We start from the raw sequence: 22,950 nt of genomic DNA, 5'->3' as shown, positions 1-22,950 counted from the left end.
ATGGCCCGGCCGCCGAGGGTCAAGCGGCTGGCAATCGACCCAACAATGCGTCGAAGCGACCCAGGCGCACGTGACGCAGTTGCCCCCCGACGACCACCCCGCCATCCGGCAAAATCCACGCGCGCTGGATGCCGCTGTCCAGATCGAGCGCGCCATGGCGGATGCGCAGGACCTGGCCGGAATCGGGATGCCACAACTGGCCCAGGTCCAGGCTGCGGTGCGGCGCGTGCCAGTGGCCCAGCAGCAGCCAGCCTTGCGGCAGGGACTGCAGGATCATGCCGCCGGCGGGCATCTGTTGCGGCGCATGGCGGCTGACGGCAAGGGCGTCCAGGTCCGCGTGGCAAAGCGCGTCGTCTTCCAGCCAGGCGATGGCGCCGCTGCCGCAGGCGACGGGATGCGAGAGATCCCCCGATCCCGCCTCGGGATAGCGCAATGCCAGGGGATGCAACTGGCCGTCGCGCCACCGCAGAAGCCGGCCACGGCACAGCACGCAGGCACGGCCGTCGGGCGTCTGAATCACCGCCGAGCGGTCGCTGACGGGGCGGCGCTGCGGCGGCGCGGTGTACAGCAGTGCCGGCTCGATGGCGACCGCTTCGTCCTGCGCGGCAAAGCCCCGGTACACGAACACCATGCCGCGATCCACCAGCAGCAGGTCGTCGCCCGCGAAGCCCAGGCTGAATTCGGGCGTGCGGCGCTGCGCCTGCGCCGCGCGCGGCGGCAGCGCAAGGCCGGGGCGGTTGAGCGGCGCGGCCTCGACCCGGGGCGCGCGCAGCAGATGGGCATAGGGCGTGCTGGCGATGCCGTCTGGGCCTTGCTCGATCCAGGCATGGACGCCGTTGGCGGCGACGGCCGATGCCAGCAGGCCGCGATGCGGCTGGAACTTGCCGCCAACCTCGCGCAAGGCCGGCCAATCATGCAGGTCCACCAGTTGCGGCGCCGCCGTGTCACGGTTGGCCATGCATGCCCAGCCCGGCGCCAGCGGGACGCACTGCGCCATGTCCAGATAATCGCCAGGCTGCGCCAGCGGACCGGAAGCAGGGCGCGGCAATGCCGCCGGCGCGCCTTGCGGGGCGCCGTCCTGCCGATGCCGCGTACCTTGTTGGCCCCGTGCCCCGATCTGTGCCAGCGCGTCGCCAGCATCGGCCAGAGGCACGATCAGCAGATGGATGGCGTCGTCGTCTTCGTCCTGCTCGATCAACGCCAGCCCCTGCGCTTCCAGTTCCTGGCCCAGCAGCGGCAGGAAGTCGTCGGCGCGGTCATCGCGCAACGCCGCGCGCAGCGCATCGAGCCGCGCGGCGGCCAGGGCCGGGTAGCGCGCCGCATACGCCTGCCGCAACGCGTCCAGCAGTTCCGGCAGCGGCGTCTTCCAATCGAAGGACAACGGCTCCATCGCGATCGGCGCGGCCGCCATCAGCGCGAGAACCCGCGCGCCGAGATCTCCCAGATGTCCTGCACGATGCCGTCGCGATACACCACCAGCCCGTCGTGCAGGTTGAAGGTGGGATCGACGTGCGACGGCACCAGCAGCAGCGTGTCGCCCAGCGCCGGCGGCTGCGCGTCGGGCGCCACGCGCACCACGCCGTGTTCGTCGTTGATGGCGGCGTATTGCAGGCCCTGGGCGCCGTGGATCGCGGGCGGGCCGCATTCGGCGGTGGTGGACTTCAGGCCGGCGTCGAGGATGACGCGGTCCGGCGCTGGGGTGCTCATCACGGTGGACAGCACGAACAGGCTGTTCTGGAAGGCGAGCGCGCCGTCCCATTCGTTGGCGCCGTAGTCGCCGTCCATGAAGGCGTAGGAACCGGCCTGCAGTTCGGTGTAGACGCCGCTGGCGGCATCGAATTCGGCGCTGCCGGTGCCGCCGCCGGTAATGATGTCGCAGGCGATGCCGCTCTCGCGCAGCAGCAGTTGATACGACGCGGCGATGCGCGCGGCCTGGCGGCAGACCGCGGCGCGTTCTTCGCGGGTGCGCAAGTGCTGCACCGAGCCGTGATAGGCCTGCAGGCCGACGAAGGTCACGCCCGGCAGGTCGCGCGCCTGCTGCGCCAGCGCCAGCACGGTGGCGTCGTCGGACGCGCCGCAGCGGCCCTGGCCCACGTCCACTTCCACCAGCACGTCGATCTCGGCGCCGGCCGCGGCCATGGCCTGCGAGATCCGCGCCAGGTTGGCGGCATTGTCGACACAGACGCTGAGCTTGGCGGCGCGCGCCAGTTGGGCCAAGAGGCGCAGCTTGGCCGGGCCGACCACTTCGTTGCTGATGTGGATATCGGTGATGCCGGCGGCCACGAACGGCACGGCCTCGCTGACCTTCTGGCAACAGATGCCGCGCGCGCCCAGCGCCAGTTGGCGGCGCGCGATCTCGGGGCATTTGTGGGCCTTGGCGTGCGGCCGCAACGCGACCTCGTGGCGCTCGGCCCAGGCCTGCATGGCGCGCAGGTTGGCCTCGAACGCGGCCAGGTCCAGCACCAGGCTGGGCGTGTCGACGCTGGCCAGGGGATCGCCGGCCTGCGCGGGCGGGGGCAGCGCAATGCCGCGTATGACTTCCTGGGACATCTGGAAACTCCGTTGTCTGCACTGCGGGGAAAGCGATGACCCCCTGGTAAACCATAGCCTTGCAAGCATTGGCGCGGGGGTGCTGCCATGCCAGAATTTCACCACAAATAAAGCCCCGCGCCATGCGCCCGCACAACGGGCCGATTCGATACCGAGCGGGAGCCGAGGCCGCGCAACGGCCCAGCAGCACCAATGCATGCCCCTTATCTATTCCCTGGAGAAGCTCGCATGAAAACGAAAAGCTGGATCACCACCCTGACCCTGGCGTTGTCACTGGCGGCCGCGGCCGGCACGGCGCAGGCGCAGCAGTTCTTCCGCATCGGCACCGGCGGCACCGCCGGCACCTACTATCCCGTCGGCGGCATCATCGGCAACGCCGTGTCGCAACCCGGCAAGCTGATCGCCACCGCGGTCGCCTCCAATGGCTCGGTCGCCAACATCAACGGCATCATGGGCGGTTCGTTCGAGGCCGGCTTTACGCAGTCGGACGTGGCGTACTGGGCCTACAGCGGCACCGGCACGTTCGAAGGCAAGCCCAAGGCGCAAGACCTGCGGCTGATTTCCACGCTGTACCCGGAAAGCATCCACCTGGTGACGCGCAAGGGCGCCGGCATCAAGGGCGTGGCCGACCTGAAGGGCAAGCGCGTGTCGATGGACGAGCCAGGCTCGGGCACGCTGGTGGACGTGCGCCTGATCCTGGGCGCCTACGGCATGACCGACAAGGACATCAAGGCCGAATACCTCAAGCCCAACCAGGCCGGCGACAAGCTCAAGGACGGCGGGCTGGACGCGTTCTTCTTCGTCGGCGGCGCCCCCGCCGGCGCCATCGCCGAGCTGGCCTCCACCGGCAATATCGAGCTGGTGCCGCTGGTCGGCCCGGAAATCGACGCGCTGCGCGCCAAGCAGGAGTTCTTCACGCCCGACGTGATCGCCGCCAACACCTACCAGAACCTGCCCGAGGTCAAGACCATCTCGGTCAACGCGCAGATGGTCACGTCGGCCAAGATTCCCGAGCAGACGGTGTACGAGGTGACCAAGGCGCTGTACAGCGACGCCACCCGCAAGACGCTGGACGCAGGCCACGCCAAGGGCAAGCTCATCACCAAGGAAAACGCGGTCAAGGGCGCGGGCATTCCGTTCCATCCGGGCGCCGAGAAGTTCTACAAGGAAGTCGGCCTGCTGAAGTAGGCCCGTCGCCGCGGACCCGTTGGCGCCGGCCTGCCGCGCCGGCGTGGATCCGCACGCATCCGCGCGCGCCGTCGCGTGGCAGGGGCAGGGCCGCCCGGCCCTGCCCGCCGTGTTCTTCCCGAGATTCCAGGCCATGGAAATTGACCACCAGAAGACCCAACAACTGGCGGAGAAGTACGACTCCGAGATCCGCTTTCGCCCGCTGCACCAGACCGCCACCTGGCTCGTGTCCGGGCTGCTCGTCGCGCTGTCGCTGTTCCACTACTACACCGCCGGCTTCGGCCTCTTGCGCGAGGCCACGCACCGCGGCGTGCACCTGGCGTTCGTGCTGAGCCTGATCTTCCTGGTGTTCGGCTTTTCCAAGTCGCACTACCAGCGCGAGCCGAAGTCCACCTGGTATGCGCCGGGCGGCGTGCCGCTGTACGACTGGATCATCGCCATCGCGCTGGCGCTGTCGGTGCTGTACATCCCCTACATCTTCGAGGACCTGGCGTTCCGCGTCGGCAATCCGATGCCGATGGACGTCTTCATGGGCTCGATCCTGCTGATCGGGCTGCTGGAGGCGACGCGCCGCGCCATGGGCTGGCCGCTGCCCATCATCGCGCTGGTGTTCATGGCCTATGCGATGTTCGGGCCGTATTTCCCCGGGCTGCTCAAGCACGCCGGCAACACCTGGCCGCAGATCGTCAACCACATGTACCTGACCAGCCAGGGCGTGTACGGCGTGGCGGTGGGCGTGGTGGCGACCTACGTGTTCCACTTCGTGCTGTTCGGCGTGCTGGCCACGCGCATCGGGCTGGGCCAGTTGTTCCTGGACGTGGCCTCGACGGTCGCCGGACGCTATGCCGGCGGGCCGGCCAAGGTGTCGGTGTTCGGCTCGGCCATGTTCGGCATGCTGTCGGGCTCGTCGGTGGCCAACGCCGTGACGGTGGGCTCGCTGACCATTCCGGCGATGATCCGCATCGGCTATCCGCGCCACTTCGCGGCGGGGGTGGAGGCGGCCAGCAGCACCGGCGGACAGATCACGCCGCCGATCATGGGCGCGGCGGCGTTCCTGATGATCGAGTTCCTGGGCATTCCATACCAGCAGATCGCGATCGCCGGCATCTTCCCGGCCTTCCTGTATTTCTTCGGCATGTTCATGCAGGTGCACTTCGAGGCCAAGCGCGAGGGCCTGCGCGGGCTGACCGAAGCCGAGATGCCGAAGCTCAAGCAGTCGTTCAAGATGCGCTGGCCGACGCTGATCCCGCTGTTCCTGCTGATCGGCGTGCTGGCCAGCGGCCGCACGCCGTACCTGGCGGCGTTCGCCGGCATCACGGGCTGCATCATCGTCGGCCTGCTCAATCCGTTCCAGCGGCTGCGCTGGCGCGATCTGTACGAGGCCTTCGAGACCGGCGCCAAATACGCGCTGGCGGTGGGCGCGGCGGCCGGCACGGTGGGCATCGTGATCGGCGTGGTGACGCTGACGGGCGTGGGGTTCAAGATCTCGTACATCGTGATCGCGGCCTCGCAGGCGCTGGCCAGCGGCGCGGCCATGGTGATTCCGGACAGCCTCGCCAACATGCAGTCGCTGACGCTGATCGCCGCGCTCATCATGACGGGCATCGTGTGCATCCTGATGGGCTGCGGCGTGCCGACCACCGCCAACTACCTGATCATGGTGGCGGTGGCCGCGCCGACGCTGGTGCAGTTGGGGGTGCAGCCGATCGCGGCGCACTTCTTCGTGTTCTATTTCGGCATCCTGGCCGACATCACGCCGCCGGTGGCGCTGGCGGCCTACGCGGCGGCGGGCATGGCGGGCAGCGACCCATTCAAGACCGGCAACACGGCGTTCCGGCTGGGCATCACCAAGCTGATAGTGCCGTTCGTGTTCGTGTTTTCGCCGTCGCTGCTGATCTCGGTGCAGGGCTTCACCTGGTACGACTTTTTCGTGACCCTGTTCGGCTGCATGGTGGGGCTGGTGCTGCTGTCGGCGGCGTTCTCGCGCTACATGCTGGTGGGCATGAAGAGCTGGGAACGCTGGCTGTGCACGCTGGGCGCGCTGCTGACCATCCTGCCGGGGCTGACCAGCGGGCTGGTGGGGCTGGCCATCTGCATTCCGGTGTTCATCCGCCAGTTGGCGCAACTGAAACTGGAAACAGCGCCGAAAACCGTCTGAAGTGTAGGGACATTAAAGAGGGGCGGACCCCGGAAGTCCGCCCCGGCCACATCGCGCAACCCCTTATTCTGTCAGCCTTTCCGCGCGGTTTTCATGACTGTCGCAAGGCCACTACGGCCCACCGCCCTCGGCCTTTTCGGCGGTTGCCCGGGCAAATAAATCAGCGTAAAGTAAAATTCATGTTTGCTGGTCTGCCGATATGCGGGCCGACTGTGCAAACAGGCACAAGACTGCGCCATATGTTCGATATCCTGGTTTACCTGTACGAGAATTACTACACGCCGCAAGCCTGTCCCGCCGCTGACGTGCTGGCCAAACGGCTGGCCGCCGCCGGGTTCGAGCACGAGGACATCGATGACGCGCTCGGCTGGCTTTACGGCCTGGCCGAAACCACCGAACGCTGCGTCGATCTCGCCCAAGCCCCCGCCACCGGTACCCGGATCTACACCGATAACGAATACCAGCAACTCGGCTCCGAATCCATCGGCTTCATCGCCTTCCTGGAATCGGCCGGCGTGCTGCCCGCGCCCTTGCGCGAGATCGTCATCGACCGGGGCCTGGCGTCGCCGGAATCGCCCGTGCCGCTCTCCAAGATCAAGATCATCGCCCTCATGGTTCTCTGGAGCCAGGAAGCCGAGATCGACAACCTGGTCCTGGAAGAGCTGCTGGACGAAGACGGCGTGCGCTTGCTGCACTGACGGCGCCGGCTCCGGCCGGCGTTCGTATCCCCGCGCCGCGCGCGCTTCCTGCGCGCGGCGTCGCCACGCCGCAACCCCCTTGCTCCGCTTCGCCATCCCGTGACCTACACCGGCCGCTTCGCCCCCAGCCCCAGCGGCCCGTTGCACGCGGGCTCGCTGGTGGCCGCGCTGGCCAGTTGGCTGGACGCGCGCGCCCACCAGGGCCGCTGGCTGCTGCGCATCGAGGACGTGGACACGCCGCGCACGGTGCCCGGCGCGGCCGAAACCATCATGGGCCAACTGGAGGCCCTGGGCCTGCGTTGGGATGGCGACATCGTCTGGCAATCGCAACGCGGCGACGCCTATCAGGCGGCCTTCGACGCGCTAGCCGCCCGCGGGCTGGTCTATGGCTGCGGCTGCACCCGCCGCGAGATCGCCGATTCGGCGCTGCGCGGCCAGGCGGCGCCCGGCGCGGACGGCGAACGCCCATACCCCGGCACCTGCCGCCACGGCCTGGCGCCGGGACGCGAGGCGCGCGCCTGGCGCGTGGTCATGCCGGAAGGGGTGGAGCGTTTCGAGGACCGCTGGCTGGGGCCACAGGAGCAGGACGTGGCGCGGGCGGTAGGCGACATCGCCGTGAAGCGCGCCGATGGCCTGTGGGCCTATCAACTGGCGGTGGTGGTGGACGATGGCGCGCAGGGCGTGACCGACGTGGTGCGCGGCGCCGACCTGCTCAGTTCGACCGCGCGCCAACGCGTGCTGGGCCGGCTGCTGGGCCTGCCGCCGGTGCGCTACCTGCACGTGCCGTTGATCCTGGACCCTGCCAGCGGCCTGAAGCTGTCCAAGCAGAACGGCGCCCCGGCCATCGACACGAGCGCGCCGCTGGCGTCGCTGCAAGGCGCCTGGCGCGCGCTGGGATTCGCGCCGCTGGACGCGCCGGACACGGCGGCCTTCCTGCGCGAGGCGACGGCGCGCTGGGCCGCGCGCTTTCCGCTGCCCTGAGCCGGCCTGTCACTCCTACAACGGCTGCAGATCCTCGCCCAGCATGCGCACAAGCAGGGCCTCGCCGTTCTCGGCCACGCGCAGTTCGCCGAACTTGGCGACCTCATAGCGCTTGGCCTGGCCTTCAGGGAAGAAATAGGCATTGGTGACGATGCGCACCTGGTTGTCGCGCACGCGATAGCGCAGCGGCACTTCGCCGTCGCCATGCGGCCTGGCGTCGGTCTGAATGCGCACGGGCTGGTACACGCCGCGCGAATCGCCCGTCAGCATGACGTAGCCGTCGGACGCTCCGCCCATGACGGAGTCCTCCGTGTCCTGGCGCTCGCCGCCCAGCCGCAGCCGGGTGACTTCGCGCCCGGCGGCGAAGTTGAGCGCCATGTAGTCGCCCTGCATCAGCGAGCGCGGGTCGACCGGCGCCAATTCCAGGATCACCACCTTGCCGCTGGCCAGCAGCTTTTCGCGCTGCCAGATACTGCCGTTGGCCACCACCAGCACCAGCGCCAGGCCGCCCAGGATCGCCAGGGTGCGCCAGCGCAGGGCCGGCGAGACCGGCGGCAGCGGCGCGCGGCGCGACGGGTCCTGGGTGCGCATCAAGCGCGGCACCAGCCACACCAGCACCCGCAGCACGAACAGCAGCACGGCGCCGCCGCCCAGCCACAGCGCCTTCTGCAACAGCGGCACGTCGAGCTGGTAGTAGTACACGCCCAGGTAGGCCAGCAGGCTCAGTACGCCGAAGATCGTGACGCCCAACTGGTTCAGGCCGAAACCCAGCAACAGCCAGGCCAGCGCGAAGCCGACCCCGGGGCTGGGCAGCCAGAACAGCGCCAGCAACAGCAGGGCGATCGGCACGCCCCAAATGACGCCGGGGGTCAGCACATGCCGGCGCGGCCACAGCACCGCCATCGCGGCCGCCGCGGGCAAGACGGCGCCCGCGCACACCAGCAGCGCGGTCTGCGGATGCAGTTGCCACATGGCCGGCAGTTGCAGCACCGACAGGCCGCTGGCCAGCCACACCATGCCCTGCACCGACAGCAGGAAGGCCCAGGCCAGCGGTTGCAGCGCGTGGCCGCGCTTGCCGCCCAGCCGGTGCGCCAGGGTCAGGATCACGGCCGTGGCCCAGGCGCCGGTCACGGCGATGGGCAGCCAGATGAAGGCGGCGCGGGCCATGTCGAGATACAGCAGGGAGTCGATCATGTCCTCGCGCAGCAGCTCGGGCGCCAGGATGCGCCAGATCAGGCCGGCGCCGGCCAGGGCGATCAACCCGCCGCTCAGGAAGCGCAGGATCACGTCCGGCCCCAGCGCGTACACCGCCGTGGCCATCAGCAGCACGAACAGGCAGGCGCTGGCGAACGAGGTCGAGCTGGACATGCCGTAGATGATGAGGATCTGGCCGGCGAAGGCCATGGCCGTGCCGCACTGGCGCCAGAACGGGCCGGCGTCGCTGCGCAGCACCGCCACGCCGGCGGCGCACAGCACCAGGCCGGCCACCAGCGCGCCTTCCTCTGAATTGATGATGCCGGAGAAGGCCACGAACACCAGCAGCAGCAACGTGGCCAGCCAGGCGCTCAGGCCCAGGATGCACTGTACATACCAAGGCGGTTCGGTATGCGGCACGGCGGGCGGCGCCACCTGGGCGACGGGTTCGCCTGCCTCGGCGGGGTCGACCGCGTTGCCCGCCGAGGCGGCGGCCGGCTCGGCGTCGGCGGGCGCGGCGGCGGCGACCCGGGGCGGCTGGGCCAGCCCGCGCAGCCAGCGCGCGGCCCAGACTCCCTCGGCCATCAGCAGCGCCGCCAGGGGCAGGGCGGCCCAGACGCCGGGCTCCAGCCGCAGCAGCCATTCGCCGACGATGCGCAGCGAGACGCAGATGGCGCCGGCCGCCAGCATGGCGAGAATGACCAGGTCACGGCGGCCGCGCTGGTAAAAGAAACCCAGGCCCAGCGTCACGGCGATCCAGGCCAGGCTGTTGACGGAGCCCAGGCCTCGCAGCATGAAGTCGCCGAACATCAGCGCCACCACCAGCGGGCTGACCACCAGCGCCGCCAGGACCCGTGGTCCGATCAGGGTGCTGGCGCGCCAGCGGCGCGCCGCCAGTTCCCAGCCCAGCAGCAAAAGCAGGTTCCAGGCGGCCACGATCAGGCTGGCGACCTGGGGGCCGCCGAAGATCAGCCACCAGGCGAAGGCGCGCTCGCCCAGCCACAGGACCAGGGCGACGTTGGTCACCAGCGCCCACAGCAGCCAGACGGCCTGGCTGGCCGCCACCAATGCCCACGGCAGCAGCAGGACCGCCCACCAGGCGAACAATTCCCAGGTATCGGCGCCAGTCTGGTAAGTTTGGCCTAATAACGCGAGCAGGGCGCCGAGCAGGATGCCGGCCAGGGCCAGCAGCGCGCCGGGAATGCTGCGGCGCACGCCAGGGGTGGCGCGCAGGCGCAAACCGGTCCACGCGGCCGCCAGCGCGGTCAGGGCCAGCAGGCCCTGCGTGCCGGCGAAGCGCTGGATTTTTGTCATGTCCTGCCAGTTCGCCGCGACCCAGCAGATGGCGGCGCTGCCGAGCAGCAGGACCCCCAGCCAGAGGGTGCTGCGCGCCAGGAATTGACGCCATGCGTGAAGTTCCGATCCCACTTGCCGTTCAATGCCGACTTGCATCTCGCGAAACTCCGATCTTATTATCCGCGCTACTACGGCGGGACTGCCGCCACTGGATACACATGAATAAAACGCTGATTATTGCCGAGAAGCCCTCGGTGGCCCTTGATATATCACGCGCCTTGGGAGGCTTTGCGCGCGAGGGCGACTATTTTGAAAGCGAACGTTACGTACTGGCGTCCAGCATCGGGCATTTGCTTAGCTTGGTCGCGCCCAACGATCCGGTCAAGGGGAAATGGAGCTTCACGCACCTGCCGGTAATTCCGCCTGAATTCGAACTGGGGCCGACCGACAAGAAATCCGCCGAGCGCCTCAAGCTGCTGGTGCGCCTGGCCAAGCGCAAGGACGTCGATGCCATCATCAACGCCTGTGACGCGGGGCGCGAGGGCGAACTGATCTTCCGCTACATCATTCAGTATGCGGGCGTGAAAAAGCCGATCCAGCGCCTGTGGCTGCAATCCATGACCCAGGCCGCCATCCGCGAGGCCTTCGCCAACCTGCGCGACGACAGCCAGCTCAAGCCGCTGGAGGCCGCCGCCCGCTCGCGCGCCGAGGCCGACTGGCTGGTGGGCATCAACGGCACCCGCGCCATGACCGCCTTCAACAGCAAGGACGGCGGCTTCTTCAAGACGCCGGTGGGCCGGGTGCAGACCCCCACGCTGGCCATCGTGGCCGAGCGCGAGGAACGCATCCGCCGCTTCGTGCCGCGTGACTACTGGGAAGTGCGCGCCACCTTCGTGGCCGCCGCCGGCCTGTACGAAGGCCGCTGGATCGATCCGGACTTCAAGAAGGACGAGCGCGACCCCGAGAAGCGCGAGTCGCGCCTGTGGTCGCAGGCCGCCGCCCAGAGCGTGGTGGCGGCCTGCCGCGACCAGCCGGGCAGCGTCACCGAGGAATCCAAGCCGTCGACCCAGATGTCGCCGGCCCTGTACGACCTGACCTCGCTGCAGCGCGAGGCCAACGGCCGCTTCGGCTTCTCGGCCAAGACCACCCTGGCCCTGGCCCAGACCCTGTACGAACGCCACAAGGCGCTGACCTATCCGCGTACCGATTCGCGCTATCTGCCCGAGGATTACATCGGCACGGTGCAGGAAACCATGCGCGCGCTGGCCAAGGGCGGCTCGAACGCCGTCGGCGGGCTGTCGCGCCATGCCGACACCGTGGTCAGCCAGCACTGGGTCAAGCCGAACCGCCGCATCTTCGACAACAAGAAGGTGTCGGATCACTTTGCCATCATCCCGACGCTGCAGATCCCGCACGACCTGAGCGAGGCCGAGGCCAAGCTCTACGACCTGGTGCTCAAGCGCTTCCTGGCCGTGTTCTTCCCGGCCGCCGAATACCGCGTCACCACCCGCATGACCGAGGTGCAGGGGCATCGCTTCCGCACCGACGGCAAGGTGCTGGTCAATCCGGGCTGGCTGGCCGTGTACGGCAAGGAAGCCCAGGGCGAGGACGCCAACCTGGTGCCGGTGGGCGACGGCGAGACCGTGCGCACCGAGGACGTCGAAGCCGTGGGCCTGACCACCAAGCCGCCGGCGCGCTTTAACGAAGGCACGCTGCTGTCGGCCATGGAAGGCGCCGGCAAGCTGGTGGACGACGAGGAACTGCGCGAGGCCATGTCCGAGCGCGGCCTGGGCACGCCGGCCACGCGCGCGGCCATCATCGAAGGCCTGCTCAACGAGGTCTACCTGCGCCGCGAGGGCCGCGACCTGGTGCCGACCGCCAAGGCGCGCCAGTTGATGACGCTGCTGTCGGGCCTGGACGTGTCGGAACTGACTTCGCCCGAGCTGACCGGCGAATGGGAACACAAGCTCAAGCAGATCGAGCAGGGCGCGCTGGACCGCCAGGCCTTCATGCGCGAGATCGCCCAGATGACGCAGGTGATCGTCAAGCGCGCCAAGGAATACGAGCGCGACACGGTGCCCGGCGACTACGCCACGCTGCAGACGCCGTGCCCCAAGTGCGGCGGGGTGGTCAAGGAAAACTATCGCCGCTTTGCCTGCACCAACTGCGACTTCTCGATCGGCAAGCACCCGGGCGGCCGCACCTTCGAGCTGCCGGAAGTCGAGGAACTGCTGGCCAAGCGCGAGATCGGTCCGCTGCAGGGCTTCATCAGCAAGATGGGCCGGCCGTTCGCCGCCATCCTGCGCATCAGCGACGAGTACAAGCTGGAATTCGACTTCGGCCAGAACGACGAGGACGACAACGAGGCGGTGGACTTCTCCGGCCACACGCCGGTGGGCACCTGCCCCAAGTGCCAGTCGCGGGTGTTCGAGCACGGCATGAGCTATGTCTGCGAGAAGTCGGTCGGCCCTGAAAAGAGCTGCGACTTCCGCTCGGGCAAGGTCATCCTGCAGCAGGAAATCTCGCGCGAGCAGATGGAAAAGCTGCTGACCGACGGCCGCACCGACCTGCTCGACGGCTTCGTGTCCAGCCGCACCAACCGCAAGTTCAAGGCGTTCCTGGTGCGCCAGCCCGACGGCAAGATCGGCTTCGAGTTCGAACCGCGTCCGGAGAAACCCGGCCGCGGCCGCGCCCCGGCCAAGACCGCCGGCGCCGCCACCAAGACGGCGGCGAAGAAGGCGCCGGCCAAGAAGGCCGCGGTGAGGAAGACCGCGACCAAGACCGCCACGAAAACGGCCACCAAGACGGCGACCAAGACCGCCGCCAAGAAAGCCGTGAAGAAGGCCGCGCCCAAGAAGACCGCGGCATAAGCCGCCACGGTCTACACTTGCGTGGCACGACGAGAACGCCCGGGCAACCGGGCGTTTTCCATTGTTGGACGGCAGGCGCCGCTGCGGTATTGTTGACGCCAAACAACCACACCCGATCGAGACCGAGGAAGACATGAGCACGAGCCCCCACTTCACCACCCGCCGCCGCGTGCTGGCCGCAACCGGGGCGCTGGCCGGCGTCACCCTGATCGGCGGCCGCGTCGCCTTCGCCCAGCCCAAGCTGGGCCGCGTGGTCTACGGGCAGGGCAGCATCGACCCGTTCTTCGCGGCTGGCTACGTGGCGCTCAAGAAGGGTTACTTCGGCGAAGCGGGGCTGGAGGTCGAGTACCTGAATTCGCAGAGCGGCCCGCGCACCAACCAGTTGCTGGCGGCCGGCCAGATCGCGTTCGGCGCCACCGCGGCCACCGCCGCGCCGGCGCTGACGCTGGCCGGCAAGCCGGCCGCGCTGGTGTTCGGCTTCGACCGCAAGCTGACCTACGCCAACGTCATCGTGCGGCGCGAGGATTTCGACAGCGGCAAGATCAAGTCGCTCAAGGACCTGGCCGGCAAGCGCGTGGGCGCGACCCAGCCGCAGTCCAGCACCTGGCTGATGGCGCTGTACCTGATGCAGAAGGCCGGCGTGGCCGACAAGGTCGATATCCGCCCCCTGGGCGACCTGGCCACCATGCTGGGCGCGCTCAAGACCGGCTCGGTGGCCGCCAGCATGGCCACCATGTCGATGATGGAACAGGCCCGGCAGGAAGGCTGGGGCGTGCCAATCTTCGACGCCACCACCGAGGCCTCGTGGAACGAATTCATGGGCGGCGACGTGCCGGGCATCGCCGCGCTGACGCTGCAGGACACCATCCAGAAGCGGCCGGAAACCGTGCAGGCCTTCGTCACCGGCCTGGTGAAGGCACAGAACTTCATCACCGCCCACAGCGCCGCCGAGATCGCCGACGTGATCTACGACGATTACCTGAACGCCTTCCCGCGCGCCGCCATCGAGAAAACGCTGGGCGTGTACAAGGACACGGTGTTCCTGGGGGACAACGTCATCACCGAGGACGCCTACAACCGCATGACCGCCATCATGGGCGACGGCCGCCAGTTCTCGAACGACGAGATCAAGACGGTGCCGTACGACAAGTGCGTCGACATGCGCTTCGTGCGCCGAGCGCGGAGCTAGCGATGATCACGCTGGACCGGGTGGGCAAGGCCTACCAGACGCGCCAGGGCACCACCCACGCGGTGGGCGAGGTCAGCCTGGAGATCGCGGCGGGCGAGTTCGTGTCGATCGTCGGCCCCTCGGGCTGCGGCAAGAGCACGCTGCTGAACATGATCGCCGGCTTCCTGCCGCCCACCACCGGCCGCATCGTGGTGGACGGACGGGTGGTCGACGGCCAGGTGCCGCCGGCGCTGGGCTACATCTTCCAGAAGGACACGCTGCTGCCCTGGTTCAGCGTCAGGAAGAACGTGGCGCTGGGCCTGAAGTTCCAGGGCGTGCCGGCCGCGCGCATCGCCAGCCGCGTGGCCGAGCTGCTGGAGCTGGGCCACCTGACGGCCTTCGCCGACGCCTTTCCGCACCAGCTCTCGGGCGGCATGCGGCGGCGCGTGGCGCTGCTGATGAGCCTGGCGGTGGAGCCGCGCATCCTGCTGCTGGACGAGCCATTCGGCGCGCTCGATACGCACACCAAGACCCACCTGCACCGCGAGCTGATGGAGATCTGGCGCAAGCTGGGCCAGACCGTGGTGCTGGTCACGCACGACCTGGACGAGGCCATCCTGCTGTCCGACCGGGTGGTGGTGCTGTCCGGCCCGCCCAGCCGCGTGCTGCTGGACGAGCGCATCGCCATCCCGCATCCGCGCGACGTCTTCACCCTGCGCGAGACGCCGCAGTTCGTCACCCACGTGCAAAGCCTCTGGAGCGTGCTGGGCCAGCAGTTCCGCGCCGCCGCCTGATTCCGCCATGACCGCTCCCGAATTCACCGATACCCTGCAGGACCAGTTGCGGCTGGACCGCCGCGCCAGCGCGCGGCGGCGCCTGCGCATCACCTTGTGGCAGGTGCTGATCCTGGCCCTCATCCTGGGCTCCTGGGAAACGCTGACGCGCATCCCGTGGTTCACCCAGAACACGCTGTTCGACCCGTTCTTCATCAGCCAGCCGTCGCGCGTGGCGGTGCGGCTGTGGGAATGGCTGCAGCCCGGGCCGCGCTCGGTCTGGCCGCACCTGTGGCTGACGCTGCAGGCCACGCTGGTCGGGCTGGTGGTGGGTGTGGGCAGCGGCTTCGTCGTCGGCATGACGCTCAGCCGCAGCCGCTTCCTGGCGGACGTGTTCAACCCGTTCATCGTGGCTTTCAACTCGATGCCGCGCATCGCCTTCGTGCCGCTCATCACCATGTTCTTCGGCCTGGGGCTGGCGTCCAAGGTGGTGACCTCGTGGTTCGTGGTGTTCTTCCTGGTGTTCTTCAACACCTACAAGGGCGGGCGCAGCGTCGAGCGCGAACTGGTGGACTTCTGCCGCACGCTGGGCGGATCGCCGCGCCAGATCCTGTGGCGCGTGCGCATCCCGACCGCCGCCGCCTGGACCTTCGCCGCGCTGCCCAACGCCATCAGCTTCGCGCTGATCGGGGTGGTGCTGGCCGAGTTCGTCGGCTCCACCACCGGCATGGGCTACCTGATGATCACCGCGCTGGCTACACTGAACGCCACCGACATGTTTGCGGCGGTCACGCTGTTGTCCATCGTCGGCATCGCGCTGGTGTACTGCGTGACCTGGCTGGAACGGCGGCTGCTGCACTGGGCGCCCGAATTCCGCGAATGAACCGAGCCGCAACCATGACGACTTCCTTGCCCTATCTGCGCAACTTCGACCTGAGCGGCCAGGTCGCGCTGGTGACCGGCTCGGCCCGCGGGCTGGGCTTCTGTATCGCCCGCGCGCTGGCCGGCAGCGGCGCGCGCGTGCTGATCAACGGCCGCAACGAGCAGGCCGCGGAAAGCACCGCCGCCGCGTTGCGCGGCGACGGCCTGGACGCGCACGCGCTGGCCTTCGACGTCAGCGACGATGCGGCCATGGCGCGGGCGTTCGCGCGCATCGACGCCGAACACGGCCGCCTGGACATCCTGGTGAACAACGTCGGCGCGCGCAACCGCAAGACGCTGGCCGACACCAGCGCCGCCGAGATCCGCGAACTGATCGACACCGACCTGGTGGCCGGCATCCTGCTGGCCAAGCACGCCGCCGAGCGCATGGCGCGCCAGGGCGGCGGCCGCCTGATCGCCATCACCTCCGTGGTGGGCGAGCTGGCGCGAGCCGGCGACGCGGTCTATCCGGCCGCCAAGCAGGGCCTGACCGGCATGGTGCGGGCGCTGGCGGCGGAGTTCGGCGGGCGCGGCATCACCAGCAACGCGATCGCGCCAGGCACCTTTGCCACCGAGACCAACGCCGAGATGGTGGCCGACCCCGCCGTCGGCCCGCGCATCGCGGCGCGCAACCCGACCGGGCGCTGGGGCGAGCCGGAGGAGATCGCCGGCGCGGCGGTGTTCCTGGCATCGAAGGCGGCGTCGTACGTGAACGGCCACGTGCTGGTGGTGGACGGCGGCCTGTCGATCCAGTTCTGACAGCGCGCTGGCCGTTCGGCAAAAACGAAGGGGCCCGCAAAGGGCCCCTTCATCATTGCGGCGGTCCCGGCAGGGATGTCCGCCTGCCCGGCAATCACCGCCGGCTCAGGTCGTCTCGTCCTGGTACCAGACGCCTTCGGCCAGCATCATCTTGTGATGGCCATGGCCGGCCGGCATCATGGGGAAGCAGTTCTCCTGCGCCGTCACCGCCACGTCGAGGAAGTAGGGGCCGTCGTGCGCCAGGCATTCGGCCAGCGCCGCGTCCAGTTGCGCCGGGTCCTCGACCCGCGCCGCGCCCCAGCCGAAGGCCCGCGCCAGCGCCACGAAGTCGGGCAGCGAGGCGTTGTAGCTGTGGCTGTAGCGGCCGCCGTGGATCAGTTCCTGCCACTGGCGCACCATGCCCATATAGCCGTTGTTGCACAGCACGACCTTGACGGGCGCCTGGTGCTGCATGGCGGTGGAGAGTTCCTGGATGTTCATCAGCACCGAGGCGTCGCCGCTGACGCACACCACGGTCTTGTCCGGATGCGCGACCTGCGCGCCGATGGCGGCCGGCACGCCGTAGCCCATGGTGCCGGCGCCGCCGGACGTCAGCCAGCGGTACGGCTGGTCGAAGCGCAGATACTGCGCGGCCCACATCTGGTGCTGGCCGACGTCGGTCGAGACGATGGCGTCGCGACCCGCCAGCGCCGCGTTCAGGCGCGACATCAGGTGCTGCGGCAGGATGGCGTCGGCCGCCGGGGTGTAGCCCAGGCAGTCCTGCGCGCGCCAGGCCTGCACCCGCGCCCACCACGGCGCCAGACGCGCCGGGTCCAGCGGCTCGCCCAGCTCGGCCTGCAGGGCGCGCACCAGCGGCAGGCAGTCGCCCACCAGGGCCACGTCCACGCGCACCACCTTGTTGATGGAAGCGGGGTCGATGTCGATGTGGATCTTGCGCGCATGCGGGCAGAACTCGGACAGCTTGCCGGTGATGCGGTCGTCGAAGCGGGCGCCGATGCAGACCACCAGGTCGGCGTTGTGCATGGCCAGGTTGGCCTCGACGGTGCCGTGCATGCCCAGCATGCCGACGAATTGCGGGTCGGAGGCGGGGAACGCCCCCAGGCCCATCAGCGTCAGGGTGCAGGGCGCGCCGCTGGCGCGCACCAGCTCGGTGAAGGCGGCGCAGGCCTCGGGGCCGGCGTTCACCAGCCCGCCGCCGCCGTAGAAGATGGGGCGCTTGGCCTGGGCGATCAGCGCGGCGGCGCGGCGCACCGCCGACTGCGGCAGCTTGGGCGCCAGCTTGCCCGACTGGCGCCGCGCGCGCAGCGCCGCCAGCTTCTGCTGCGACGGGGTGTAGTCGTCGCCGTCCGCGTCGCGCGGCACGGCCAACTGCACGTCCTTGGGGAAGTCCAGCAGCACCGGGCCGGGCCGGCCCTGGCGCGTCAGTTCGAAGGCGCGGGCGGTGACGGCGGCGACGTCGTCCACCGAGCGCACCTGGGTGTTCCACTTGGTCACGGAACGCGAGATGCCGATGGCGTCGCATTCCTGGAAGGCGTCGGTGCCGATGGCGCTGGTGGCGACCTGGCCGCTGATGCACAGCACCGGGATCGAGTCGCACATGGCGTCCAGCAGGCCCGAGGTCGTGTTGGCCATGCCGGGGCCGGAGGTCACGAACACCACGCCGGTGCGGCCGGTGGTGCGGGCGTAGCCCTCGGCGGCATGCACGGCGGCTTGCTCGTGGCGCACCAGCACGTGGCGCAGGCGCGGCTCGGCATAGAGCGCGTCGTACAGCGGCAGCACGGCGCCGCCGGGATAGCCGAACACGGTGTCCACGCCGTGCGCAATCAGCGTTTCCAGCAGAATCCTGGCCCCATTGGCGGGGGGAGTTTCAGGGGCGGCAAGCGCGGCGGCGACGGAGGGGTGCAGGCGATCGTTCATGCTATCCATCTTATTGGGAATCCGGGAGAATATTTATCTTCTTTTCCACGCATTGCCGGCAAACGCAGTAAATTTATCTTTGGATCGGAGGAATCAAAGAAAATGAACCTGGACAAGTTTGATTTGGCGATTTTGCGCGTGCTGCAAGACAACGCCCGCGCCAGCCTCAACGACATCGGCGCGGCGGTCGGCCTGTCGTCCACGCCCTGTTGGAACCGGATCAAGCGCATGGAGGCAGCCGGCGTGATTCGCGGCTACACGGTCGACATCGACCCGGCCAGCCTGGGCTTCATGGACACCGTCATCGTCCATGTCACGCTGGAGAGCCACAGCGAGGAAACGCTGTATGAATTCGGGCGGGCGCTGGCGCAGATACCGGAAGTGCTGGAAGCCTTCCTGGTGTCGGGCGACTACGACTACTACATCCGCATCGCCGTGCGCGACACCCGCGACTACGAGCGGCTGCTGCGCGAGCAGTTGTACCGCATCCCCGGCATCCGCCACAGCAAATCCTGCTTCGTATTGCGCCGCCTGAAGGAAACCATGCTGCCGCTGAACGGGCCGACGACCTGAACGAGCGCGGCCGGGCGACCGCGCCGCGGCGATGTCAGTGCAGCACGCAGTCCACCGGCTGCGCCGGCTCGGGCAGCGGCCGCACGCCCAGCCCGTCGAGCAGGTCGATCTCGATCACCCGCGCCAGCGCCGACAGCGGCAGATCGTTTTCCTCCAGGCCGAACGGGTCTTCCAGCTCGTCGCCCAGCGCATCCAGCCCGAAGAAGGTATAGGCGATGATGGTGACCGCCACCGGCATCAGGTATTCCAGCGTGCCCACCAGCCCGAACGGCAGCAGCAGGCAGAACAGCCAGGCCGTGCGATGCAGCAGCAGCGAATAGGCGAACGGCGTCGGCGTGTACTTGATGCGCTCGCAGGCCGCCTGGATCGCCGCGCACTGCGCCACGCGCTGGGTCAACGCCTGATAGAGGATGTCGGTCAATTCCCCGCGCCGCAGGCAGGCCGCCAGGTCGCGGTTGATCGCCAGCAGCAGCGCGTCGGGCACATTGCGATTGCCCGCCAGCGTATCCAGTTCCTCCGGCTGCACCCAGGGCCGCACGGCCGCCAACACGTCCTGGTCTCGCAGCCGCGCCGCCAGCGCATAACCGAAGCCGATGCAGCGCCGCACCAGCCTTTCCTGCACCGGATTGGCGGTGCTGGCCGCCAGCAGCACCGCGCTCTCGCGCGCCAGGCTGCGGGCCTGCACGATCAGGTCGCCCCATTGCTTGCGCGCTTCCCACCAGCGGTCGTAGCAGACGTTGTTGCGAAACCCCATGAACACCGACAGCGCCAGCCCGAACAGCGAGAACGGCACCGCCGACAGGTGCGTGGGCGAGAACCATTGACGGTGGTACATCCACACCACCACGCACGACAGCAGCGTAATGACCAGGATGCGGCTGAAGATGCGGGGAATGATCGAACCGCGCAAAACAAAGAACAAACCCAGCGCGGAAGGACGCGGACGGACAATCATGGTGCGGGTAAACAAAGAAACGAGGCGGCGCCCACTATACGCCTGTCATCCTGTCATGAGCGCGCCGATATAATTCTGTTTCGTCTCACCGCCACACTGCCGCCACTCAATGACCTCCGAAGACACCCCCATCAAGCCCTGGTACGTCGTGCGCCGCTCCAAGCTGCATGGCAACGGCGTCTTCGCCGCCCGCAAGATTCCCGCGGGCACCCGCATCATCGAGTACGGCGGCGCCCGCATCAGCGCCAAGGAAGCCGACCGTCGCCACCCCACCAACCCCGACGATCCCTTCCACACCTTCTTCTTCGCCCTCAGCTCCGGCCGCGTCATCGACGGCGGCGACCAGGGCAACGACGCCCGCTGGATCAACCACTCCTGTGAGCCCAACTGCGAGGCCCAGGAAGGCAAGCACGGCAAGCGCGTCTACATCGTCGCGCTGCAGGACATCCCGCGCGGGACCGAACTCTCCTACGACTACGGCCTGGTCCTGGACGGCCGCATCACCAAGGCCCTGAAGGAAGGCTACAAGTGCCTCTGCGGCACCCCGCCGTGCCGCGGCACGATGCTGGCGCTGCCCGAAAAGAAGAAGAAAAAGAAAAAGGCCGAAGCGCCAGCGGAACCGGAAACCACGAAGTAAGCAAGCGGCGAGGGCGCCGACAGCGCAGCCACAACGGCCGCGCTCGCCCAACACCCGGCCGCCAGCCACGCCAGCCCGGCAGCCAACCCGGCATCGCCCCGACGCAAGACACCCAAACGCCAAAGAAGGCCGCCCGCGCGGCCGCCTTTGGCGACCCCGCAAGCCCCTCCGCCCCAGCCCGGCTCTTGGCCAAAACGCCAAGCAAGCCACCCGCCCCCACGCCCGTGAAGTGACAACCGACCGAGCCGGGGGTGGCGGGGCTTGGGGGGAGCGGGGCGTGTAGATGCGCCCGAGGGAATCTGAAGCCCAATAGTCGTCATTCACGACGCCCGTGACGAAGAAACTGTCTTCGTGGCTGCACCTGTGGCAAGGTGGAATGCCGCTCAGGTAAAGACCGACCTTCCAATGGTGCGTGTTTGCCCACGCCCGTACTGAAGCATGGCCCCGGGTGACGTCACCGACATTGGCGAGCACACGCTTAGCGCGTGCATCCCGTTTGAGAGAGTGAGTACAACGACGTACCCATGCCTGGCGGCATTCCGTTAGCGATGATGGAGCAAGCCATGTCACCTCGCAAGTCCGATGCAACCCTAAGCCTGGCCCATCCCGATGCCGCGGGCATCGACATCGGGTCGGCCAGCCACTTCGTTGCCGTGCCTCATGACCGCGACGACCAACCTGTCCGCGAGTTCAAGAGCTTTACGGCCGATTTGTATCGCCTAGCGCAATGGCTCAAGGACTGCGGCGTTACCGCCGTGGCCATGGAGTCCACCGGCGTTTACTGGATCCCGCTTTATGAGCTGCTCGATAGCCAGGGTTTCACCGTTTACCTGGTCAACGCCCGTCACGTGAAGAACGTCTCGGGCCGCAAGTCCGATGTCCTGGACTGCCAGTGGCTGCAACAGCTCATGAGCTATGGCCTGTTGGCCGGCGCCTTCCGTCCCTCTGACGAGATTTGCGTCTTGCGCGAGTTCTCGCGCCAGCGCGAGATGCTGCTTGCCTCGCAGGTGCGCCACGTGCAGCACATGCAGAAGGCACTTGCCCAGATGAACATTCAGCTCACGCAAGTGCTGTCGGACGTGGTCGGGGTCACCGGTCAGGCCATCATCCGCGCCATCGTCGGTGGCGAGCGCGACCCGCATGCACTGGCCCGCCTGAAGAAGCGCCAGGTCAAGGCCAGCGAGGACGATATCGCTGCCGCGCTGCAAGGCAACTGGCGTCACGAGCACTTGTTCGCGCTGCGGCAAGCGCTGGCCCTGTACGACACCTATCAACAACTGCTCAACGATTGCGATCAGCACATCCAAGCCGAACTGCACAAACTGCACCGCCATGACGGCGATCCGGGCAAGTCGCAGCGCCGCTGGCCCAAAAAGGCCATGGCCTTCGATCTGCGCACGCATCTATTTGCCATGTGCGGCGTGGACCTGACCCGCATCAACGGCATCGACGAGATGACTGCCTTTACCGTCCTGGCCGAGGTCGGTCCGGACATGAACCGCTTCCCTTCGGCCAAGCACTTCGCTTCGTGGTTAGGCTTGTGCCCGGGCACACGCATCTCCGGAGGCAAGGTTCTGAACGGCGCCACCAAACGCTCACCCAACCGCGCCGCACAGGCCCTGCGTCTGGCGGCAATGGCGCTACGTCACAGCCAGTCCGCTTTAGGCGCCTACTACCGAAGGCTGTGCGCTCGCCTGGACAAGCGGCGCGCCATCACCGCAGCCGCGCACAAACTGGCTCGACTGATTTACACCCTACTGACCAAAGGGTCCGAATACGTCGACCAAGGTGAGCTGTACTACGAAGAACGCCACCGCCAACGCGTCCTGCATCACCTGACAAAACGTGCAGAGACCATGGGCTACAGCTTGGTGCCGTTAACCGCCTCAGGAGAAACCAATGAGGTATCAATGACTTAAGTGGAGTTTCTTGAGAGGAACAGCCGAAGGCTGTGACGAAGATGACGAAGGGGCAGTCCGGAGCGAACGCTCCGGACCGCAATCGTAGCCCCGCTCCCCCCAAGCCCCGCCACCCCCGGCGTCTTAAGAACCCACCCCCACCCAAAACCCCACCCGCAATAAGCATATTCAGCGCCCCTCCCAAGACCAGCGTAAAATCCCCGATGTCGTTAACACGACAAACAAGCAGTACGTCTTCAGGGCGGGGCGAAATTCCCCACCGGCGGTATGCCAAGCAACTTGGCGAGCCCGCGAGCGCCCGGCGTCCTTCACGGAGGACACCGGGGTCAGCAGATCTGGTGAAATGCCAGGGCCGACGGTCACAGTCCGGATGAGAGAAGATGTGCCGTCACA

At 68.1% G+C, this 22,950-nt stretch carries 17 protein-coding genes and 1 riboswitch; of the genes, 12 read left to right on the top strand and 5 right to left on the bottom strand.

Annotated elements, in window-relative coordinates; genetic code table 11:
* Positions 1-19: 19 nt before the first annotated feature.
* Positions 20-1,411: a hypothetical protein gene (locus tag AAID08_RS00395; RefSeq protein WP_395757233.1), complete on the bottom strand. Its 1,392-nt coding sequence runs from the start codon at positions 1,409-1,411 to the stop codon at positions 20-22.
* Complete coding sequence (locus AAID08_RS00390) at positions 1,411-2,550, bottom strand: DSD1 family PLP-dependent enzyme (RefSeq protein WP_395757232.1); 1,140 nt, start codon at positions 2,548-2,550, stop codon at positions 1,411-1,413. Before AAID08_RS00390 ends, AAID08_RS00395 begins: the two co-directional genes overlap by 1 nt.
* A 228-nt stretch (positions 2,551-2,778) precedes the next feature.
* Between AAID08_RS00390 and AAID08_RS00385 the strand changes: the two genes are divergently transcribed.
* From AAID08_RS00385 to gluQRS, 4 genes are all read left to right on the top strand, one after another.
* Positions 2,779-3,738: a TAXI family TRAP transporter solute-binding subunit gene (locus tag AAID08_RS00385; protein ID WP_054504337.1), complete on the top strand. Its 960-nt coding sequence runs from the start codon at positions 2,779-2,781 to the stop codon at positions 3,736-3,738.
* 133 nt (positions 3,739-3,871) lie between these two features.
* Entirely contained in the window at positions 3,872-5,896 is a 2,025-nt protein-coding gene (locus AAID08_RS00380; protein WP_054504389.1) for a TRAP transporter permease, read from the top strand.
* Positions 5,897-6,135: 239 nt separating this feature from the next.
* The gene (locus tag AAID08_RS00375; protein WP_054504336.1) at positions 6,136-6,594 is read left to right on the top strand and encodes a DUF494 family protein; all 459 of its coding nucleotides are present in this window, start codon (positions 6,136-6,138) and stop codon (positions 6,592-6,594) included.
* 99 nt (positions 6,595-6,693) lie between these two features.
* The gene (gene gluQRS / locus AAID08_RS00370; RefSeq protein WP_054504335.1) at positions 6,694-7,575 is read left to right on the top strand and encodes a tRNA glutamyl-Q(34) synthetase GluQRS; all 882 of its coding nucleotides are present in this window, start codon (positions 6,694-6,696) and stop codon (positions 7,573-7,575) included.
* Positions 7,576-7,590: 15 nt separating this feature from the next.
* Here gluQRS and AAID08_RS00365 read toward each other — a convergent pair whose 3' ends face one another.
* A complete protein-coding gene (locus AAID08_RS00365) occupies positions 7,591-10,221 on the bottom strand; it encodes a GDYXXLXY domain-containing protein (protein ID WP_175143542.1) in 2,631 nt (876 codons plus the stop codon).
* Between the two features lie 62 nt (positions 10,222-10,283).
* Between AAID08_RS00365 and AAID08_RS00360 the strand changes: the two genes are divergently transcribed.
* The 5 genes from AAID08_RS00360 (at position 10,284) to AAID08_RS00340 (ending at position 16,556) form a co-directional block, all read left to right on the top strand.
* Positions 10,284-12,935 carry a DNA topoisomerase III gene (locus AAID08_RS00360; protein WP_395757231.1) on the top strand — a complete coding sequence of 884 codons (2,652 nt, stop codon included), beginning with the start codon at positions 10,284-10,286 and terminating at the stop codon, positions 12,933-12,935.
* A gap of 133 nt (positions 12,936-13,068) precedes the next feature.
* Positions 13,069-14,124, top strand: a complete 1,056-nt coding sequence (locus AAID08_RS00355) for an ABC transporter substrate-binding protein (protein WP_049070409.1) — start codon at positions 13,069-13,071, stop codon at positions 14,122-14,124.
* Positions 14,125-14,126: 2 nt separating this feature from the next.
* On the top strand, positions 14,127-14,897 hold the full coding sequence (locus AAID08_RS00350; RefSeq protein WP_020925717.1) for an ABC transporter ATP-binding protein: 771 nt from the start codon (positions 14,127-14,129) through the stop codon (positions 14,895-14,897).
* Between the two features lie 7 nt (positions 14,898-14,904).
* Positions 14,905-15,759 (top strand): ABC transporter permease, encoded by an 855-nt coding sequence (locus tag AAID08_RS00345; protein WP_175143544.1) that lies wholly within the window; start codon positions 14,905-14,907, stop codon positions 15,757-15,759.
* A 14-nt stretch (positions 15,760-15,773) separates the two neighbouring features.
* Positions 15,774-16,556, top strand: coding sequence for an SDR family oxidoreductase (locus AAID08_RS00340; RefSeq protein WP_175189568.1), 783 nt, complete (start codon positions 15,774-15,776; stop codon positions 16,554-16,556).
* Between the two features lie 105 nt (positions 16,557-16,661).
* Here AAID08_RS00340 and ilvB read toward each other — a convergent pair whose 3' ends face one another.
* The gene (ilvB, locus tag AAID08_RS00335; protein ID WP_109421647.1) at positions 16,662-18,482 is read right to left on the bottom strand and encodes a biosynthetic-type acetolactate synthase large subunit; all 1,821 of its coding nucleotides are present in this window, start codon (positions 18,480-18,482) and stop codon (positions 16,662-16,664) included.
* A 93-nt stretch (positions 18,483-18,575) separates the two neighbouring features.
* Here ilvB and AAID08_RS00330 point away from each other — a divergent pair, with 93 nt between their 5' ends.
* Positions 18,576-19,046 carry an Lrp/AsnC family transcriptional regulator gene (locus tag AAID08_RS00330; RefSeq protein ID WP_336235537.1) on the top strand — a complete coding sequence of 157 codons (471 nt, stop codon included), beginning with the start codon at positions 18,576-18,578 and terminating at the stop codon, positions 19,044-19,046.
* A gap of 34 nt (positions 19,047-19,080) precedes the next feature.
* On the opposite strand, the gene AAID08_RS00325 is transcribed toward AAID08_RS00330, so the two are convergent.
* A complete protein-coding gene (locus tag AAID08_RS00325; protein WP_054504561.1) occupies positions 19,081-20,001 on the bottom strand; it encodes a bestrophin family protein in 921 nt (306 codons plus the stop codon).
* A gap of 109 nt (positions 20,002-20,110) precedes the next feature.
* Here AAID08_RS00325 and AAID08_RS00320 point away from each other — a divergent pair, with 109 nt between their 5' ends.
* Together AAID08_RS00320 and AAID08_RS00315 are read left to right on the top strand one after the other, a co-directional pair.
* Positions 20,111-20,638: an SET domain-containing protein gene (locus AAID08_RS00320; protein WP_006389476.1), complete on the top strand. Its 528-nt coding sequence runs from the start codon at positions 20,111-20,113 to the stop codon at positions 20,636-20,638.
* Positions 20,639-21,201: 563 nt separating this feature from the next.
* Complete coding sequence (locus tag AAID08_RS00315) at positions 21,202-22,557, top strand: IS110 family transposase (RefSeq protein ID WP_049073553.1); 1,356 nt, start codon at positions 21,202-21,204, stop codon at positions 22,555-22,557.
* 228 nt (positions 22,558-22,785) lie between these two features.
* Positions 22,786-22,943: riboswitch (FMN riboswitch) on the top strand.
* Positions 22,944-22,950 lie beyond the last annotated feature (7 nt).

Origin of the sequence: Achromobacter sp. EB05 (assembly GCF_044232075.1) — a bacterium.
Lineage (GTDB): Bacteria > Pseudomonadota > Gammaproteobacteria > Burkholderiales > Burkholderiaceae_B > Achromobacter > Achromobacter dolens.
The sequence above is the reverse complement of the archived record's forward strand: the minus strand, read 5'-3'. Positions and strand labels throughout refer to the sequence as shown.